Source organism: Dokdonella sp. GW821-FHT11D02, assembly GCF_058808595.1.
Genome location: NZ_CM179520.1, coordinates 4,864,110 through 4,881,113 on the forward strand (window position 1 = coordinate 4,864,110; position 17,004 = coordinate 4,881,113).

The following is a 17,004-nucleotide window of genomic DNA, read 5'->3' on the forward strand; positions in this document are numbered from 1 at the left end:
GAATATCGAGGCCGGAGGATGAAATGACGCGTTCGCTACTGACTTTGCTCCTGGCCGCACCGCTGGCTGCCTGCAGCTGGGGCATCAAGCTCGATTCGGGCGGTGAAAAGGTGCGCACGGCCTGGAACCAGGACGTCGGCACCGGTTGCAAGGAGGTCGGCAAGGTCACCGTGTCGGTGGCCGATCATGTCGGCCCGATCAATCGCGGCGACCTCAAGGTGCGCGACGAACTGGAAGTGATGGCGCGCAACGAAGCAGCGCGCTTGGGCGCCGACACCGTGCAGCCGGTCGGCGATCCGCAAGACGGCGAACAGTCTTGGCGCGCGTTCCATTGCGGACCGGCCGCTCGCGACAAACCCGCGATGCGAATCGAACAACGCGGCAAGGACGGCGCGGTCGAAACCTTCCCGGTCAAAAGCCACTGAGCCCCGGCGAGCGCGTCGCGCGCTCGCCGGTTGCCAAGTCCACGCGTAGTGCGCGTTTAGGGCATGGCGCGCACGCCGTGCACCGGTAGCCGCGGCGGCAGCGGACGATTCGAACGTGTCGGCGGCTGCAGCGTCGGCGCTCCGCGTGCACGCACGATGCTGTCGAACTCGGCGACTTCCGAAGCCGGATCGAAGCGGCACTCGCCGCTGGCCTGGCCGCCGGCGATGATCTGCTCACACAACTGCTGCAGCGACACCGGGCTCGGCTGCGCGGCGCCGTCGCGCCAGGCACGCAGCGCTTCCCAGCCGGCGATGCCTTCGGGTGTACTGAAACCGCAATGCGACGGCTGCGCCTCGTCGACGATCACGCTGGTCAGCTGATCGGCCGGCAGGACTTTGCGCACGAACTCCTGATTGGACGGAATCACCAGCTGGTCGCGGCTGGTGTGCATCGACAGCACCTTCGCATCGCCCACCTCACCGCGGAAATCGGACACCTCGCGCAAGCGTGCCGCGGCGCGCGGTTCGGCACGGATGCGCGCGATCTCGGCCTGAATCTTCACGTCGCTGCCGTAGTCGACGCCGTCGGTGGTGAAAGGGTTGTGTCCGCCGAGTTTGTCCGGCGCACGCACCAGATCGCTCATCACGTAGATCGAATAGCCGATGTTGGTGATGAAGAATTTCTCGTCGGTGATCTGCGTGAACGCCATCAATTCCTGCAGCCGGCGGTCCATCGCATCGTTACGCAGCGCATCGGGCAGGCCGATGCCGGTGCAGCGGACCACGTCGACCAAGGTCGGCAACACCTGTGCCTGATCTTGCAGGTCGCCCAGGTCCTCGGGAATGTCGTCCAGATCGAGCGCCCACGGCAGCGGCGGCGAGCCGCGCTCGAGTTCGCCGGCGTCCTTGCAGACCACGTCGTACGCGAGGCGCGCGTCGATCGCGGTATCCCAGATGCGCGAGCCGGCGGCGGCCGGACACAGCGAGTAGGTCGCGTGCACCGGCGGGAAGCCCGGCGCTTCGGCCAGCTTCAGTGCGATCAGGCCGCCGAGCGAGCCGCCGAACGGAACGATCTCACCCGGCCGGCCAAGTTGATTTTCGAACACGGCGAGCAGTTCGCGGTTGTCATCGATCGCCGTGAACATCGCCCAGCCGCGTTGATTGAATGCGCTGGCGGCGATGGCATAGCCTTCCGACAGCATCAAGGATTTCAACGGCCCCAGGCTCGGCGGGCCGGTCGGCTGATCGAAATCCAAGCCGTGCTGGAACAGCACCAGCGCATCGCCCGGCTTCCAGCCGTCCGGTGCCTCGATGCGATACCACGCGCCCGATGGCGCCTGGCCGCTGAATTGCTGTGAAGCATGCAGCTCGCCGCCGAAGACGAGCGCGAGCGCACCGAGCGCCAACCATGTGCGGATCATCGGACACCTCTGCTGCGGCGAGAGAGCGCAGCCATTCTGCCGCGCCGACGGCATCGTTACGTGAATGCACCGCGACCGTATGGTGTGGCGCGACGAGTCGAGGCGGCGAATCGGCCGTTCGCCGGAGCGGGCGGGTAGAATCGCGCCTCATGCCCGAACCTGCCGCCAGCGGCGCCGCGCGCGCGCCCAATCCCATCCTCGCCGTGCTCGGCCGCGCGCTCGAAGCCGCGTTGAACCGGCTGGTCGCGCTCGATGCCGAAACCACGGCGCAATTGTCCACGCTCGACGGGCGGGCGCTGACGGTCGACTTCAAGGGTGCGCTGCCGTCTCTGCGCCTCGCCGTCGGCGGCGCGCGCCTGCGCGTCGGACCTGCGTTCGAAGGCGACAGCGCGTTGCGCGTCGCGGCCACGCCGGGCGCCTTGCTCGCATTGGCGCTCGCACGCGGCGGCGAAGGCGCGCTCGCGCCTGGCCGCGTCGAGATCGCCGGCGACGCCGAACTCGCGCGCCGGCTCGAACGCATCGCGACACGGTTCACACCGGATTTCGACGAAGCCTTCGCGCGCGCATTCGGCGACGTGTTCGGTTTCCAACTCGCGCGCGCGCTGCGCACTGCGCTTACGCGCGCGCGCGCGGCGGCGCGCGGCTTCGCGCAGGACACCGCCGAATTCTTGAGCGAAGAGGGACGCGACCTGGTCGCACGGGCCGAGCTCGAGTCGTTCCTCGACGAAGTCGACTCGCTGCGCGAGCGCACGGACCGCCTCGACGCCCGTATGCGCCGACTCGCCCTGGCCGCGGGGAACTCCGCGCGATGACCAGCTGGCGGCAGATTCCGCGCTTGCTGCGCATCGCCCGTGTGCTGGTGCGCTACCGGCTCGACGAACTGGTCGACGCGAGCCACCGTTTCCGTCCGCTGAATTTTGCTCGCGCCTTGCTGCCGAAAGCGCGCGCGGACATAGCGGCGCTGCCGCGCGGCGAGCGGCTGACCCTCGCCTTGACCGAGCTCGGCCCGATCTTCGTGAAGTTCGGCCAGATTCTGTCCACCCGCCGCGACCTCATCCCAGCCGACATCGCCGACGCGCTGACTCGCCTGCAAGACCAGGTCGCACCGTTCGATTCCGCGCTCGCCCGCGCCGCGGTCGAGCGCGGACTCGGCGCGCCGATCGCGCAGCGTTACGCCAGTTTCGACGAGCGGCCACTGGCGTCCGCCTCGATCGCTCAGGTGCACGCGGCGACCTTGCCGGCGACGGCGGCCTCGCCACCGCGCGAAGTCGTGGTGAAGATCCTGCGTCCGGATATCCACGCACGTATCGCCGACGACGTCGCACTGCTGCACGCGCTGGCCAGCCTGGTGCAACGCTTCCACCCGAATGCGGACAAGGTGCGCCCGCGCGAGGTGGTGGCGGAGATCGAAACGACGCTGACCAACGAACTCGACCTGCAACGCGAAGGCGCCAACGCCTCGCTGCTGCGCCGCCATTTCGCCGGCTCCGACGACCTCTACGTACCCGAGGTGATCTGGTCCCACACCAGCGCCGGCATCCTGACCTTGGAACGCGTACGCGGCATCCCGGTCGACGACCTCGCCGCGCTCGACGCCGCCGGTATCGACCGCGTCGCGCTGGCCGAGAAGGGGGTGCGGTTGTTCTACACGCAAGTGTTTCGCGACAACTTCTTCCACGCCGATGCGCACGCCGGCAACATCTGGGTCGACGCCACGCGCACGCACGATCCGCGTTTCATCGCGCTCGACTTCGGCATCATGGGTTCGCTGCCCGAGCGCGACCAATACTGGCTGGCGGAGAATTTCCTCGCGCTCTTCAATCAGGATTACGCACGCATCGCCGAGCTGCACATCCGCGCCGGATGGATGCCGGCGCACGCGCGTCTGGACGAACTCGAGGCCGCCGTGCGCACGGTGTGCGAGCCGTATTTCACGCGGCCCTTGTCGGAAATCTCGCTGGCCGAGGTGGTGGTCAAGCTGTTCCAGGTCGCTCGCCGGCACGAGCTGACCCTGCAGCCGCAACTGATCCTGCTGCAGAAGACCCTGCTGAACATCGAAGGCGTCGGGCGCCTGCTGCATCCCCAGATCGACATCTGGGCGACCGCCAAACCGGTGCTGGAGCAGATCTGGCGCCGTCGCAGCGGTCCGCGCGCCGCGCTCAAGGCGCTGCGCCGGCGCCTGCCCGAGTGGCTGGCCGCGGCGCCCGACATGCCGCAGCTGGTGCACGACTTCCTGGCCAAGGCCGGCACCGGCGCCTTGGAACTTCGCATCGCTTCCGATGATCTCAAGCAGCTGGACCTGCGCATTCGGCGTGGCCAGCGCGTGGCGGTATGGCTCGCGCTCGGCGTGTCGCTGCTGGTCGCCGCACTCGCCTACGCCATACTCGCCCCGGTATCCGCGCGCTTTGCCGGCCTGCCGCCGGGGGCTTGGTTGGGTGTTGCCGCGGCCGCGGCGTGCTTCGTCACGGCGCGCCGGCGCAGCTGATTTTTGATTCAACTGTCTTTGATTCGACGTTTTCGATGGAGATTTCCACCATGCACAAATTCCTCTTGATCGCGATCGCCTGCGTACTCGGCGTCAGCGCCTGCTCGCGCCTGCGCGAACCCACCGATGCCCAGCTCGGCGCGTTGCTGCGCAGCGAACGCGCCAATCCGGCGGATGCGAACGCCTCCCTCGATGGGCCCGCAATCGAATGCCTGCGCGCTTGGTCAGGCGATACACAATTGCTGAAAGATCTGCCGATGCGTTCGGCCGGCGAGGAAGGGCGCAAGGCTTGCCGCGAAAAGATGGACGGATGGATTGGCGACACATCGCGCAATCCGGACAAGTTCACTTTCGCCGACGTGAGCGCTCCCAAGACCGTGCGCCGTGCGATGGATCTGGCCGAGGCCCGTCTCCAGGGTGCCATGATGGCGCGGCGCCAGGCTCCGCCCGCCCCGGGAAAACCCCTCACCGATCCGGTTTTCCATACGCCCAATGTCTCGGTCGATCTGGGTGCCGCCGGTCCGGTCATCCAGGAAGCGGAAAATTTGTGCCAGCAGGCGAACCAGGCGGCGGCCTTGGGGAAAGCCGATCCGCGCCTGGTCAGCTATGCGAAGTATTGCGGCGACAATCTGCGGAAAATGCGCGGTTCGATGGAGCGCTTCGCGCAGAACAAGAACGCCAAGGGCCTCGAAGCGCTCACCACCACCGCGACCAACATGGCCAACAGCGCGCGCGACGTCCTCGCTCTGCCGCCCCAGAAATAGGCCCGGGTGGCCGTAGAATGTCGCATGCTCGAAATCAGCGACATTCTGGCGATTCCCGAGGACGAACTGGTCGAACGGTTCGTACGTGCGGCCGGCCCCGGCGGCCAGAACGTCAATAAGGTCGCCAGCGCGGTCGAGTTGCGCTTCGACGTCGGCGGCTCGCGCGCACTGCCCGAAGCCGTGCGCGCACGGCTTTTGGCACGCCGCGACCGCCGCCTGACCGACGCCGGCGTGCTGGTGATCCAGGCCAATCGCTTCCGCGACCAGGCCAAGAACCGCGACGACGCACGGGCGCGCCTGACCGAAATCGTGCGTGCGGCGCTCAGCGCGCCGAAGCGGCGCATCGCGACACGGCCGACGCGGGCCTCCAAAGAACGCCGCATCGACGCCAAGAAGACGCGCTCGGCGATCAAGCGCACGCGTGGTCCGCGCGACTGGGGCCACGAATGAGCCAGGGCAGCGGCCTCGCGCCGCTGCCCGACGGCGTGCCGCAGTTCGCAGCGAGCCCTTGGCGCACGCTGTGCGCTTGGCTGTTGCATCGCGCCGGTTGGCGTCTGACCGGGACCTTCCCGGATATCGGCCAACTGGTGTTGATCGCGGCTCCGCACAGCTCCTGGTGGGACGGCGTGTGGGGACTGCTGATGAAGGTGGCCGTCGGCGTCGATATTTCCTTCATGGGCAAGCGCGAGCTGTTCCGCGGCCCGCTCGGCTGGCTGCTGCGCCGCCTGGGCGGCATCCCGATCGAACGTGACGCGACGCATGGCGTGGTCGAGCAGATGGTCGCGCGATTTCGCACCAACCCACGGCTGTGGCTGGGCATCGCACCGGAAGGCACACGCAAGCGCGTGGCGAAATGGAGAAGCGGCTTCTGGCACATCGCGCGCGCCGCCGGCGTGCCGATCCTGCCGATTTACTTCGACTACCGCTCCAAGACGATCGGTGTCGGACCACTGTTTCGCCCCAGCGACGACCTCGACGCCGATCTGGCCGCGCTGCGCGCGTTCTACCGACCCTATCGCGGACGTCACCACGACGTCTAAGCGCGGGTTGCGCGATCCTGCCGCAGCGCATGCACTAAACTGGTGCAATGTCCGCGCCGCCGCTCCGCTCGAACGCTTCCGATTCCGTCAGCGCCGCCTGGGCCGCGCTCGAATCCTGCGCGACGGCGATGGCCTTGGTCGATCGCAATCTGGTCCTGCGTGCCGTCAATCCCAGCCTGCACGATTGGCTGGGCGCGGGCACGCGCAGCTGGCGCGGTGAAGCCTTGGCCTTGCTCGACGCCAAACCACCGCGGCTGGCCGAAGCTGCGGCACGCGCGCTCGGCGAGGAGCGTCGCATCTGGCTGCGCGACACCCGCCTGCGCAGCGCCATCGGCGACCGCGCCGCCGATCTCGCGCTGACGCCGCTGGACGGCGACACCTTGCTGGTCGAAGTGCAGTCGGCACCGGTGGAGCATTCGAGCTTGCGCTTGTCCGAATCGCTGCGCGGGTTCGCGCACGAGGTCAAAGGTCCGCTCGCCGGCATGCGCGGCGCGGCGCAACTGCTGCAGCGGCGTCTGGAAGCGCCGCCGCTGAACGAGCTGGCGCAGCTGATCGTGACCGAAGTCGACCGTCTCGCCGCGTTGTCGGACCGCTTGCTCAAAGTCGGCGCGAAACCGCACCTCGCGCGCGTCAACATCCACGAAGTGATCGAACGCGTCGCCGCACTGCTGTCGGCGCAAGCAGGCGCCTTACGCATTCGCCGCGACTACGACCCGAGCCTGCCCCTGCTGGCCGCCGACGCCGATCGCTTGCAACAGGCCTGCCTGAACCTCGCGCGCAACGCGGCCGAGGCCGGTGCGCACAGTTTGACCGTGCGTACTCGCGTCGAACACGGCGCGCGCTTGGGCGAGCACGGACCGCGCTTCGCGCTGCGCGTCGATTTCGCCGACGACGGCTGCGGTGTACCGGCGGAGTTGGCTGACACCTTGTTCGAGCCGCTGGTTTCGGGCCGAGCCGACGGCACCGGCCTCGGCCTCGCGTTGACACGTGAAATCGCTCGCGAGCACGGCGGCGAACTCGCTTACGTCAGCCGTCCCGGCGCGACCGTCTTCAGCCTCTTGCTGCCGCTCGGCGAGGCGGAGGCCTGAATGCGGCGAAAGAGTCCAACGGACAGCGGATCATGAGCGAAGCCTCGATCTGGATCGTCGACGACGACCGCGGCGTGCGCCTGGTGCTGAATGCCGCGCTGCGCGAAGCCGGCTTCGCGGTGCGCGAATTCGTCGATGCAGAGACCGCCTTGGCGGCGCTCGAGACGGCCGCGCCGGACCTGCTCTTCACCGACGTGCGCATGCCGGGCGCGAGCGGGCTCAAGCTGCTCGAGCGATTGTCTTTGCGCGAACAGCGCGTTCCGGTCGTCGTCATGAGCGCGTTCACCGATGTCGCCTCGACCGCTTCGGCCTACCGCCTCGGCGCGTTCGACTATCTGCCCAAGCCGTTCGACCTCGATCAAGCCGTCGCCGCCGCACGCCGCGCGTTGGCGCAGCCGCGCGGCGCGCCGATGCCGGCGGTGGTAGCGGCGGCGATCGACGAACCGGAGCTGATCGGCAGCAGCGCGGCCATGCGCGAACTGTTTCGTGCGATCGGCCGCGTCGCGGCCAGCGGCCTCAGCGTGTTGATCAGCGGCGAGACCGGGACCGGCAAGGAGCTGGTCGCACGTGCGCTGCATCGCGAAAGCGCGCGTGCGCGGCAGCCGTTCCTCGCCCTGAACACCGCCGCGATTCCGGCCGAGCTGCTCGAATCGGAGTTGTTCGGCCACGAAGTCGGCGCGTTCACCGGCGCGGCGCGGCGCCATGCCGGTCGATTCGAGCAGGCCGAGGGCGGCACTCTCTTTCTCGACGAGATCGGCGACATGCCGCTGGCCTTGCAGACGCGCCTGTTGCGCGTGCTCGCGGCAGGCGAGTTCTACCGGGTCGGCGGCCGCGAACTGATTCGCGCCGACGTACGCATCGTCGCCGCGACGCACCAGGATCTCGACGCCAAAGTCGCGCGCAACGAGTTTCGCGCCGACCTCCTGCACCGACTCGACGTGGTGCGCCTGGAACTGCCCGCCTTGCGTCAGCGGCGTGAGGACATTCCCGTCCTGGCCGAGCATTTTCTCCGGCAAGCCTGCAGCACCAGCGGCACCGGTGCGAAGCGTTTCGCACCGGCCGCGCTCGCCGCGCTGCGCGACTACGACTGGCCCGGCAACGTGCGTCAGCTGGAGAACCTTTGCCGCCGCCTCGCCGTCCTCGCGCCGGGACGCGAGATCGGTCGCGGCGATCTGCCGCCGGCGCTGATCGCGCAAGGGCTGACGCTGGAATCTCCGCGCTGGAGCGAGGCGCTGCGCGCCTGGGCAGAGGGGGCGCTCGCCGCCGGCGCCGACAACCTCCACGGCGAAGCGCTGGCCGAGTTCGAACAAGTGCTCCTCGAGGCCGCGCTCGCCGCCCATGGCGGCCATCGTCAGCATGCGGCGAAGTCGCTCGGCCTCAGCCGCAATACGATGACGCGCAAGCTGGGCAGCTCGCGCCGAAAAACGTGACCGCCGCATCGCTTTGCGGAAAGCGCTTAGCGCTTCGCGGTTTGGAAACAAGCACTGCGTACGCTGCCCGAGCGGCATTTTTGCCGCATGAACAGAAACACATCATGAAAACGATCGCGCTGTTGGCGGCTGGACTGTGCCTGAGTGGAAATGCATTAGCCACAAATTATGGAAACTGGAAATATATAAAGAGTAACGGACTGACGACGATCCAAAGCCCGCAGGGACCGACACTGGGTGCCTCAGGTTCTGCACCGAGCGGCGGTGGTGCGGACGGCCTGAATATTTTCGGCTTTCCGAGCGGGACGGTTCCGGCGGGAAAGACGACGATGATCATGAGATTTGACTTCAAATCGAATGGATTTTTTACCGCGGAGCCGTCTGCGCACCTGCCAATTTTATTACTCGCGAAGTGGCAGAATTCCAATCCAACCCCTCCTACACCAGGTAGCGGCGCGGGATATCTCGTAGGCCGAGGAATAAGCATCGGAAATGTATCCGGAGCCCCCAGTGGCTGCTCGGCTTCCAACATTATAGAAATTGAATCCTTCAGGCCCACGGGAAATAAACTTTACCCGGCGAGCTGCTCAGCCGGTGGAACTGGCCCTGCTAATATAAGACTGAACGAAAACACCACTTATCACATTGATATTTTTGCTAGCAAGACGAATTTCATTCAAGGTCAGAATTTCAATGTCATTTATTCCATATTGAGCTCTACCGGAACCTTACTTCACCAGGGGTTTGCATTAGACGTAACAACTGAAATTCCAACTGACCTTGGAGGCTGGGGAATTGGCCGCGTCATTAGCAATACTAACCCAAATACAAACTGGTCCATTGAATTCAACAACCTGAGCGTTGAATTCGTAGACTAAAATGTTCGATGAGTGGCAAGTGCAGCGCTCGAACGATCTGTGGCGCTACGGAGCGGAGGCGAAGTACTATCTCCGCTCCTTTTCGGCGCCGAAGCATTGATGGAACCCTCCAACTACAAGTCGTTCTGGGACGACAAAGCGAGCACGACTACCGGCGCCTTCATCGCCGTCGACGGCAGCGCGAACGAAGACGTCGCGCGCCTGACCGGTGCCTATACGGCGCGCCAAGTGGCCTGTGCTCTCGACCTCACGCCGAACGATCGAGTGCTGGAACTGGGCTGCGGCGTCGGCCGTATCGGACGCGAACTCGCGCCGAACATCGCGCATTGGCAAGGCGCCGACATCTCGGCCAACATGCTCGGCGTCGCACGCGAGCGGCTGAAGGGCTTGAACAACGTCGGCCTGACCGAACTCAAGCGCAGCCGCTTGGAGACCCTGCCGTCCGCGAGTTTCAGCAAGGCCTACTGCGTCGCCGTCTTCATCCACATGGACAAGGAAGACTTCTACCTCTATCTGGAGGAACTCGCGCGCGTGCTGGAGCCGGGTGGTTTGCTGTTCTTCGATACCTGGAACATCTCCAGCGAGGTCGGCTGGCGGCGCTTCGCGCTCGAAGTCGGCCAGCACCGAAACGCCGACCCAGGGCAGCGCAAGGACGTCGCACGCAACCAGTTTTCTACACCGGAAGAAGTGCGCATCTTCGCGCAGCGCGCAGGTTTCGAGCCGCTGGCCATCTTCAGCGAGTCGCCGTGGGTGCAGGCTGTCGCGGTCAAGCCCGGCGGTGGTCGTGATGCGGCGACCGAGCGCGCGCGTATCCAGCGCGACTCTGCGCGCATCGCCTACACGCCGCTGTGGACCGAGCTGTTCGACGCGATGATTCGAGTCACCGGCGAAGGGCTGCCGCCGAAAGTCATGCTCGATGCGCTCGGCGACGATGCGCGCGGCGAAGAGGTCGCCATGTTCCGCGTCTGGTATCGCGAACTGTGGCGCCACAACGAAGCGCATTGGGGACCTCTGCCCGAGGAACTGCGCTGAGACGCGTTCATCATGCTCGGCATACAATGCCCCGGCGAAGTCGACAGACGGCGCTGACCAGGACGAACGCAGCGGATACGGAAGGTAGATCGTGAGCTCGAAACGGGTAGGCATCATCGGCGGCGTGCGCATTCCGTTCTGCCGCAACAACTCCGCCTATGCGGACGTGGGTAATTTCGGCATGGCGGTGAAGACGCTCGGCAGTCTGGTCGAACGCTTCGGCCTGCACGGCGTCGAATTGGGTGAAGTGGCGTTCGGTTCGGTCATCAAGCATTCCTCCGACTGGAACATCGCACGCGAGGCAACCCTGTCCTCCGGCCTCGCCGCGACGACGCCGGGCATCACCACGGCCCGCGCCTGCGGCACCTCGCTCGACAACGCGATCATCATCGCGAACAAGATCGCGGCCGGACAGATCGATGCCGGCATCGCCGGCGGTGCCGACACCACCAGCGACGTGCCGATCGTCTACTCGAAGAACTTGCAGCAACGGCTGCTGACGGTGAATCGCGCCAAGACGCCGCTGGAGAAACTCGAAACGGCGGTCAAAGGCTTCTCGCTGTCCGAGCTCAAACCCTCCTTCCCGGGCGTCGCCGAGCCGCGCACCGGCAAGTCGATGGGCGAACACTGCGAGCTGATGGCGCGCGAATGGAAGATCCCGCGCGCGGCGCAGGACGAACTTGCGCTCGGCAGTCACCAGAAGCTCGCCGCGGCGTACGCGCGCGGCTTCTTCAAGGATCTGGTGGTGCCGTTCCGCGGCGTCGAGCGCGACAACGTGCTTCGCCCCGACACCACGCTGGAAAAACTCGCGTCGCTCAAGCCCGCGTTCGACAAGACCTCCGGCCAAGGCACGCTGACCGCCGGCAATTCCAGCGCCTTGTCCGACGGCGCCGCCGCCGTACTGCTCGCCAGTGATGCGTGGGCGGCGGAACGCGGGCTCAAGGTGCAGGCTTATCTGACGCACGCGCGCGTCGCCGCGGTCGACTTCCTGCACGGCGAAGGCCTGCTGATGGCACCGACGATCGCCGTGCCGCGCATGCTCGCCGAAGCCGGGCTGACGCTGCAGGATTTCGATTTCTACGAAATCCACGAAGCGTTCGCCGCGCAAGTGCTGTGCACGCTGCGCGCGTGGGAGTCGGCCGACTACTGCAAGAATCGCCTCGGCCTCGACGCACCGCTCGGCGCGATCGATCCGACCAAGCTCAACGTCAACGGCTCCAGCCTAGCCGCCGGCCATCCGTTCGCCGCGACCGGCGCACGCGTCGTCGCGACGCTGGCCAAACTGCTGGAAGACAAGGGCTCGGGCCGCGGCCTGATCTCGATCTGCACGGCGGGCGGCATGGGTGTGACGGCGATCGTAGAACGTCCCTGAGCCGACGAGCGCGGCAGCAGTCGACACACGCCCGCCGCCTTTGCATCGTTGCAGGGGCCGATCTGCCGTCTAACGCGGCTCGCGCCGCAAAACGGCGTTGACTTCGAGCACTGCGGCGATCCGCTCGCCGTCCCAGCGATAGATCAGGTGCTGCGCCTGCACGCAGGGCGTGGCCAGATCGGGATAGAACAGCGCGACGCATTCGCCGCCACGATCGCGCACGCTGTCGTAGACCAGCCCATTGGATCCATCGGAACGCAGCGCGCGCGCCAAGGCCTGGCTCGCGCCGTAGTTGGCTGGGTCGTGTTCGGCGGTCCAGCCGCCGCGCAAATCGTGCAATCGGCCCTGAATCGTCGTGCGATAGCAGCGCATCTCGATATCCAACGGCGCTTCATGCGTCGCGCGCAGGAAACGCTCGCGGTGGTAGACCGTTTCCTCGACTGCGGTGGCGATGCTGTGCGCAGCGTAGAACACGCCCCAGCTGCCATCGGAAAAGCGGCTGCCGTCCGGATTGAGATGGGTGAATGCCGCCATCAGCGGAGTCGTGCCCGGACCACTGACGCGGCGCTCCTTCGGCAACATGCGCAGGCTGCCGAGCTCCTCGCGCAGGCGCGGGTTGGTCAGCGCCTCGATCTCATACAGTGCGTCGAGATCGGCCGGAGCGGCAACGCGATCGAACACGCCGACCGGAGGAAAGCGGCTCGGCACGATGCGGTAAGCACGCGTCCAGCGGATGCGTTTTTCGGGAGGGGGCGCCGGCGACATGAGCAGCCCCTCAGTTCCAACCACGCTGTGCATCGAGGTACTGCCGCACGACATAGAGGTCGGCGACGTTGCCCGACAGCATGCGATCGAGCGCCGACTGGCCACCGAACGTCGGCGCTGTATTCGGTTTGCGCACCCAGGCATCCGCGCGCTCGGTTTCGGGAAAAAGGATCTGCAGGTTCTTGTAGATGCCGAGCACGTAGCTGATGCGTTCCAGCACATCGCGGCCGATTGCCCCTGCTTGCTCGCGCTTCCATTTGTAGAAGGTCGATTCCGGCGGCTCACCCAGCAGGCGGCGCTGCTCGGCGATGCGCAGACCCCAGCGCTCGGCGATCGAGAAAAACGCACGCAAAGCCGGTCCGCCGAGCTCGCTGGAGGGTGCCGGGGTCGGCGCGGTGAGGCCAGTCATGCCAAACTCCATTAATGAAGTATTGCTTGATATTACTTTATATGGAAAGTTATCGCCAGCACCGCACGCTTGCGCGAAACTATCGCGGCGCGGCGGCGTCTAGGCTTGCGGTCGTCGACATCCCGCTGCTACCGGAATCTCCATGAAATCCATCGTCCTCTGTACCGCCTTGTCCCTGCTCACGATCGGAGCGCCCGCTCGCGCGGAGGTCAGGCAGGCTGCGGCCGACGGCTTCTTCGTCGCCTATTCGGTGCAAGTGAAGGCGGTGCCGACGAAAGCTTATGCCGCCGTCACCGCACTGCCGGCGTGGTGGAGCGGCGAGCACACCTGGTCGGGGCAAGCGTCGAACCTGAGCTTGAAAGCGGAAGCCGGCGGCTGCCTGTGCGAGCGCTGGCCGGGCGGCAGCGCCGAACACGGCCGCGTCGTGATGGCCTTGCCGGGCAATCTGTTGCGCTTGGAAACCGCGCTCGGCCCGCTGCAGGAACTCGCGTTGAAGGGCATTTTGAGCTTCTGGATCCGCGCCAACGAGGACGGCAGCACGCGCATCGACGTCGAATACCGTGTCAGCGGCACCAGCGCGAGCGGATTGGAAGAAATGGCGCCCAAGGTCGATGCGATGCTCGACCAGCAAGTCGCTCGGCTTCAGCGCTACATCGACACCGGTACGCCCGAGGGCCCGCCACCCGCGGTCGAATTCACGCCCTCCAGCGATGCCGTACGCGCCGCTCTGCTCGAACAATGGAAGCGCGAAGCGGAAGCGGCCAAGGGCAGCGAACCGAAGAGCGCAACGACCAAACCGAGCAAGACCCAGCCGGCCAAGCGCGATCCGGAGCCCAAGCCGTGACCGGCGTCGCGCCGTCGCTGCTGGTCAATATCGACGTCGACGATCTGGCGCGCGCCGAGGCGTTCTATCTCGCCGCGTTCGACTTGCGCGTCGGCCGCCGCTTGGGTGACGAGGTGGTCGAGTTGCTCGGCGCAGACGCGCCGATCTATCTCTTGCGCAAAGCCGCCGGCAGCGCGGCCGGCGACGCCACCTCGCAGACGCGCGACTACCGCCGCCACTGGACGCCGGTGCATCTGGACTTCGTCGTGCCCGATCTCGATACCGCGCTGCGCCGTGCATTGGCTGCCGGTGCGGTACTCGAAGGCGAGCCGCGGACGGCCGATTGGGGCCGCATCGCGACTTTGGCCGACCCGTTCGGCCACGGCGTGTGCCTGCTGCAATTCCTCGGTCGAGGCTACGACGAGATCGCCGATTGACCGCTCCGGCGCGAGCCGCGCCGGTCCCGCCCGTACTTCACCGTCACGATCGGCCGTGCCGCGACAGTCGTGTTCACTTTTTTACAAAGGAAATGTGACGCGTAATACCTTTTATCTCATTTTCCAAGGGCATGCCGCTTGCTAGCGTTTCCCGTGGGCGCGGGGGCAGCGCGACATCCCGTCGCGAACGCCGCGCCGACCATCACGGAGGAACGACCGATGAGATGCAGATCGATCGCGCTGGCGGCCTGCCTGGCCGGAATCGTCACGAGCGCGTCGGCCGCCGAGGCCGGCGACTGGGTGGTCAAATTCGGCGCGCATCAGGTTTCGCCGAAATCCAACAACGGGCGGCTGGCGGGCGGCGCCTTGAAGGCCGACGTCGGCGACGACGCGCGCCCGACCGTCTCGCTCGAGTATTTCCTCACGCCCAATTGGGGCATCGAAGCGCTCGCCGCGCTGCCGTTCGAACACGAGGTCAAGCTCAACGGCGCCAACTCGGCGAGCGTGAAGCATCTGCCGCCGACCTTCAGCTTGCAGTACCACTTCGCGCCCGGCGCGAAAGTCTCGCCGTTCGTCGGCATCGGCCTCAACTACACGCGTTTTTTCGACATCAAGGAACGAGGCCCGCTGGCCGGCACCAAGCTCGATCTCGAAGATTCCTGGGGCGGCGCGGTGCACGCCGGCGTCGAGGTGAGCCTCAACGAACGCTGGTCGCTGACTGCTGACGCGCGCTGGATCAGCATCGAGACCGACGCCAAGGTCAACGGCGCCAAGGTCGGTACGGTCAAGATCGACCCGTGGGTCTACGGCATCTCGATCGGCTATCGATTCTGAGTCGCCCGACCGCTTCCCCTGCTAGCGGGGGAGGCGGCCTGACGAGCTGAAAGGCGGTGTCTGCCGTCTAGCTCTTCTGCTTGCCGATCCAAAGATCGATCTGCCGCTCCAGCACCGGCAGCGGCACCGAACCCAAGGCCAGCACGGCGTCGTGGAATGCGCGCAGATCGAACTTCGCGCCGAGTTCCTTTTCCGCGCGCGCGCGCAGTTCGACGATCTTGATCTCGCCGAGCTTGTAGCTGAGCGCCTGACCCGGCCAGGAAATGTAGCGATCGACCTCGGTCTCGACTTCGTGCCGGCTCAGCGCAGTGTGCGAAGCGAGATAGTCGATCGCCTGCTCGCGCGTCCAGTTCTTGTGATGCACGCCGGTGTCGATGACCAGACGCGCCGCGCGCCACATCTCGTACGTCTCGCGCCCGAACTCCTCGTACGGCGTGTGGTAGATGCCGAGTTCCTTGCCGAGCTTCTCGCAATACAGCGCCCACCCCTCGCCGTAAGCGGAGATGTAGTTCTTGCTGCGGAAGTCCGGATAGCCCTTCTGCTCGTCCGCCAGCGCGCCTTGCAGCGAATGGCCGGGCGAGGATTCGTGCAGGGTCAGCGCGGGCAGGTTGTAGAGCGGGCGCGAGGGCAGGTCGTAGGTATTGACCCAGTAGGTGTGCGCGCTGCCGCGGCCGGCCGTCCAGAACGGCGCGATCGCCGCCGGCACCGGCTCGATGCCGAAGCGTCCGCGCGGCAACAGGCCGATGAACTGGCCGATCTTCGCGTCGACCTGCTTGGAGATCCACGCCGCACGCATCAGCTGCTCTTCCGGCGTCTTCGCATAGAACTGCGGATCGCTGCGCAGGAACTCGAGGAACGCGGCGAAATCACCCTTGAAGCCGGTCTCCTTCATCGTCGCCTGCATGTCGGCGTCGATGCGAGCGACTTCCTTCAAGCCGATCTGATGGATTTCTTCCGGGTCGAGATCGAGCGTGGTGTAGTCCTTGATCTGCTGGCGATACCAGCCTTTGCCGTCCGGCATCGCCTCGGCCGCGAGCGTCGTGCGCGCCTTCGGCACATACTCGTCGCGGAAGAACTTGAGCAGCTTCGCGTAGGCCGGAATCACGTGCTCACGGATCGCGCGCGCGCCGTCCGCGCGCAGATGCTCCTGCTCGTCGGCCGGGATGGTGGCCGGCAGCGTCTTCAGCGGCGCGTAGAACTCGCTGTCTTGGGGCGACTTCACTTCGGCATAGCTCGCGATCGAGACGTCGCGCCCCTTCAGCACTGCGCGCGGCACGCTGAAACCGCGCTTCAAGCCGGCGCGCATGTTGGCGGTCTGCTGATCGAAGTAACGCGGCACGTCGTCGAGCTTGGCGATGTAGTTGCGCGCGGCCTCGGCGTTCTTCAGCGGCCGCCGCGTCATGAAGCCGAGATCGGACCAGAACTGCGAATCGCTGTTGAACGGCATCTCGTAGTCGCGGAAGCGCAGTCCCGCTGCATAGCCTTCGATCTGCGGCCGATACACGGCGAGATTGATCTGATTGTCAGCCGACAGCTCCTTGGCTTCGATCGTATCGAGCTGCTTGAGCACATCGTCCCAATAGGCCAAGCGCCGCTTCTGCGTCGCCGCATCGACCTCGGGCAATCGCCGGTCTCGCGCGCTGGACTGACGGTCCTCGTCGTCGGAGCCGGCGAACTGCTCCTGCCGCCAGCTCCATTCCTTCTTGTACAGCGCCTCGAAGCGCTGGTCGGCGCTGTCCGCGTGAGCGAACGTACTCAACAGAAGACCGGCGCAAACCAACCATGGGGACCAGGACTTCAT

Annotated in this window: 18 protein-coding genes; 14 read left to right on the top strand and 4 right to left on the bottom strand. The window is 66.1% G+C overall.

Annotated elements, in window-relative coordinates; translation table 11 throughout:
- The first annotated feature begins 23 nt into the window (after positions 1 to 23).
- Positions 24 to 425, top strand: a complete 402-nt coding sequence (locus AC3QL3_RS20590) for a DUF4156 domain-containing protein (RefSeq protein ID WP_492895983.1) — start codon at positions 24 to 26, stop codon at positions 423 to 425.
- 56 nt (positions 426 to 481) lie between these two features.
- Here AC3QL3_RS20590 and AC3QL3_RS20595 read toward each other — a convergent pair whose 3' ends face one another.
- Positions 482 to 1,900 carry a hypothetical protein gene (locus AC3QL3_RS20595; RefSeq protein ID WP_492895984.1) on the bottom strand — a complete coding sequence of 473 codons (1,419 nt, stop codon included), beginning with the start codon at positions 1,898 to 1,900 and terminating at the stop codon, positions 482 to 484.
- A 95-nt stretch (positions 1,901 to 1,995) separates the two neighbouring features.
- Here AC3QL3_RS20595 and AC3QL3_RS20600 point away from each other — a divergent pair, with 95 nt between their 5' ends.
- The 10 genes from AC3QL3_RS20600 (at position 1,996) to AC3QL3_RS20645 (ending at position 11,935) form a co-directional block, all read left to right on the top strand.
- Positions 1,996 to 2,658: a ubiquinone biosynthesis accessory factor UbiJ gene (locus tag AC3QL3_RS20600; protein WP_492895985.1), complete on the top strand. Its 663-nt coding sequence runs from the start codon at positions 1,996 to 1,998 to the stop codon at positions 2,656 to 2,658.
- The gene (ubiB, locus tag AC3QL3_RS20605; protein ID WP_492895986.1) at positions 2,655 to 4,331 is read left to right on the top strand and encodes a ubiquinone biosynthesis regulatory protein kinase UbiB; all 1,677 of its coding nucleotides are present in this window, start codon (positions 2,655 to 2,657) and stop codon (positions 4,329 to 4,331) included. Before AC3QL3_RS20600 ends, ubiB begins: the two co-directional genes overlap by 4 nt.
- Positions 4,301 to 5,095, top strand: coding sequence for a hypothetical protein (locus AC3QL3_RS20610; RefSeq protein WP_492895987.1), 795 nt, complete (start codon positions 4,301 to 4,303; stop codon positions 5,093 to 5,095). The genes ubiB and AC3QL3_RS20610 overlap by 31 nt, the downstream gene beginning before the upstream one ends.
- A 24-nt stretch (positions 5,096 to 5,119) precedes the next feature.
- Complete coding sequence (gene arfB / locus AC3QL3_RS20615) at positions 5,120 to 5,545, top strand: alternative ribosome rescue aminoacyl-tRNA hydrolase ArfB (protein ID WP_492895988.1); 426 nt, start codon at positions 5,120 to 5,122, stop codon at positions 5,543 to 5,545.
- A complete protein-coding gene (locus AC3QL3_RS20620; RefSeq protein WP_492895989.1) occupies positions 5,542 to 6,135 on the top strand; it encodes a 1-acyl-sn-glycerol-3-phosphate acyltransferase in 594 nt (197 codons plus the stop codon). The genes arfB and AC3QL3_RS20620 overlap by 4 nt, the downstream gene beginning before the upstream one ends.
- Before the next feature lie 47 nt (positions 6,136 to 6,182).
- On the top strand, positions 6,183 to 7,223 hold the full coding sequence (locus AC3QL3_RS20625; protein ID WP_492895990.1) for a two-component system sensor histidine kinase NtrB: 1,041 nt from the start codon (positions 6,183 to 6,185) through the stop codon (positions 7,221 to 7,223).
- Positions 7,224 to 7,255: 32 nt separating this feature from the next.
- On the top strand, positions 7,256 to 8,653 hold the full coding sequence (ntrC, locus tag AC3QL3_RS20630) for a nitrogen regulation protein NR(I) (RefSeq protein ID WP_492895991.1): 1,398 nt from the start codon (positions 7,256 to 7,258) through the stop codon (positions 8,651 to 8,653).
- A 104-nt stretch (positions 8,654 to 8,757) separates the two neighbouring features.
- On the top strand, positions 8,758 to 9,531 hold the full coding sequence (locus AC3QL3_RS20635) for a hypothetical protein (RefSeq protein WP_492895992.1): 774 nt from the start codon (positions 8,758 to 8,760) through the stop codon (positions 9,529 to 9,531).
- Positions 9,532 to 9,630: 99 nt separating this feature from the next.
- A complete protein-coding gene (locus AC3QL3_RS20640) occupies positions 9,631 to 10,563 on the top strand; it encodes a class I SAM-dependent methyltransferase (RefSeq protein ID WP_492895993.1) in 933 nt (310 codons plus the stop codon).
- A gap of 91 nt (positions 10,564 to 10,654) precedes the next feature.
- Complete coding sequence (locus tag AC3QL3_RS20645; RefSeq protein ID WP_492895994.1) at positions 10,655 to 11,935, top strand: acetyl-CoA C-acetyltransferase; 1,281 nt, start codon at positions 10,655 to 10,657, stop codon at positions 11,933 to 11,935.
- Positions 11,936 to 12,004: 69 nt separating this feature from the next.
- Here the strand turns inward: AC3QL3_RS20645 and AC3QL3_RS20650 are convergent, their stop codons facing one another.
- Together AC3QL3_RS20650 and AC3QL3_RS20655 are read right to left on the bottom strand one after the other, a co-directional pair.
- Complete coding sequence (locus AC3QL3_RS20650) at positions 12,005 to 12,700, bottom strand: RES family NAD+ phosphorylase (RefSeq protein ID WP_492895995.1); 696 nt, start codon at positions 12,698 to 12,700, stop codon at positions 12,005 to 12,007.
- Positions 12,701 to 12,710: 10 nt separating this feature from the next.
- Positions 12,711 to 13,109 carry an MbcA/ParS/Xre antitoxin family protein gene (locus AC3QL3_RS20655; protein ID WP_492895996.1) on the bottom strand — a complete coding sequence of 133 codons (399 nt, stop codon included), beginning with the start codon at positions 13,107 to 13,109 and terminating at the stop codon, positions 12,711 to 12,713.
- A 142-nt stretch (positions 13,110 to 13,251) separates the two neighbouring features.
- Here AC3QL3_RS20655 and AC3QL3_RS20660 point away from each other — a divergent pair, with 142 nt between their 5' ends.
- From AC3QL3_RS20660 to AC3QL3_RS20670, 3 genes are all read left to right on the top strand, one after another.
- The gene (locus tag AC3QL3_RS20660; RefSeq protein ID WP_492895997.1) at positions 13,252 to 13,953 is read left to right on the top strand and encodes an SRPBCC family protein; all 702 of its coding nucleotides are present in this window, start codon (positions 13,252 to 13,254) and stop codon (positions 13,951 to 13,953) included.
- Positions 13,950 to 14,369, top strand: coding sequence for a VOC family protein (locus tag AC3QL3_RS20665; RefSeq protein ID WP_492895998.1), 420 nt, complete (start codon positions 13,950 to 13,952; stop codon positions 14,367 to 14,369). Before AC3QL3_RS20660 ends, AC3QL3_RS20665 begins: the two co-directional genes overlap by 4 nt.
- A 219-nt stretch (positions 14,370 to 14,588) precedes the next feature.
- A complete protein-coding gene (locus AC3QL3_RS20670; protein ID WP_492895999.1) occupies positions 14,589 to 15,203 on the top strand; it encodes an OmpW/AlkL family protein in 615 nt (204 codons plus the stop codon).
- Between the two features lie 67 nt (positions 15,204 to 15,270).
- Here AC3QL3_RS20670 and AC3QL3_RS20675 read toward each other — a convergent pair whose 3' ends face one another.
- Positions 15,271 to 17,004: a DUF885 domain-containing protein gene (locus AC3QL3_RS20675; RefSeq protein WP_492896000.1), complete on the bottom strand. Its 1,734-nt coding sequence runs from the start codon at positions 17,002 to 17,004 to the stop codon at positions 15,271 to 15,273.

What these genes read in the sequence shown, in the direction of transcription:
- AC3QL3_RS20650 (WP_492895995.1), bottom strand. Translation starts at nt 12,700, where the DNA reads ATGTCGCCGGCGCCCCCTCCCGAAAAACGCATCCGCTGGACGCGTGCT.
- ubiB (WP_492895986.1), top strand. Translation starts at nt 2,655, where the DNA reads ATGACCAGCTGGCGGCAGATTCCGCGCTTGCTGCGCATCGCCCGTGTG.
- AC3QL3_RS20590 (WP_492895983.1), top strand. Translation starts at nt 24, where the DNA reads ATGACGCGTTCGCTACTGACTTTGCTCCTGGCCGCACCGCTGGCTGCC.
- AC3QL3_RS20620 (WP_492895989.1), top strand. Translation starts at nt 5,542, where the DNA reads ATGAGCCAGGGCAGCGGCCTCGCGCCGCTGCCCGACGGCGTGCCGCAG.
- AC3QL3_RS20625 (WP_492895990.1), top strand. Translation starts at nt 6,183, where the DNA reads ATGTCCGCGCCGCCGCTCCGCTCGAACGCTTCCGATTCCGTCAGCGCC.
- AC3QL3_RS20675 (WP_492896000.1), bottom strand. Translation starts at nt 17,004, where the DNA reads ATGAAGTCCTGGTCCCCATGGTTGGTTTGCGCCGGTCTTCTGTTGAGT.
- AC3QL3_RS20600 (WP_492895985.1), top strand. Translation starts at nt 1,996, where the DNA reads ATGCCCGAACCTGCCGCCAGCGGCGCCGCGCGCGCGCCCAATCCCATC.
- AC3QL3_RS20655 (WP_492895996.1), bottom strand. Translation starts at nt 13,109, where the DNA reads ATGACTGGCCTCACCGCGCCGACCCCGGCACCCTCCAGCGAGCTCGGC.
- AC3QL3_RS20635 (WP_492895992.1), top strand. Translation starts at nt 8,758, where the DNA reads ATGAAAACGATCGCGCTGTTGGCGGCTGGACTGTGCCTGAGTGGAAAT.
- ntrC (WP_492895991.1), top strand. Translation starts at nt 7,256, where the DNA reads ATGAGCGAAGCCTCGATCTGGATCGTCGACGACGACCGCGGCGTGCGC.
- AC3QL3_RS20660 (WP_492895997.1), top strand. Translation starts at nt 13,252, where the DNA reads ATGAAATCCATCGTCCTCTGTACCGCCTTGTCCCTGCTCACGATCGGA.
- AC3QL3_RS20670 (WP_492895999.1), top strand. Translation starts at nt 14,589, where the DNA reads ATGAGATGCAGATCGATCGCGCTGGCGGCCTGCCTGGCCGGAATCGTC.
- arfB (WP_492895988.1), top strand. Translation starts at nt 5,120, where the DNA reads ATGCTCGAAATCAGCGACATTCTGGCGATTCCCGAGGACGAACTGGTC.
- AC3QL3_RS20640 (WP_492895993.1), top strand. Translation starts at nt 9,631, where the DNA reads ATGGAACCCTCCAACTACAAGTCGTTCTGGGACGACAAAGCGAGCACG.
- AC3QL3_RS20595 (WP_492895984.1), bottom strand. Translation starts at nt 1,900, where the DNA reads ATGCCGTCGGCGCGGCAGAATGGCTGCGCTCTCTCGCCGCAGCAGAGG.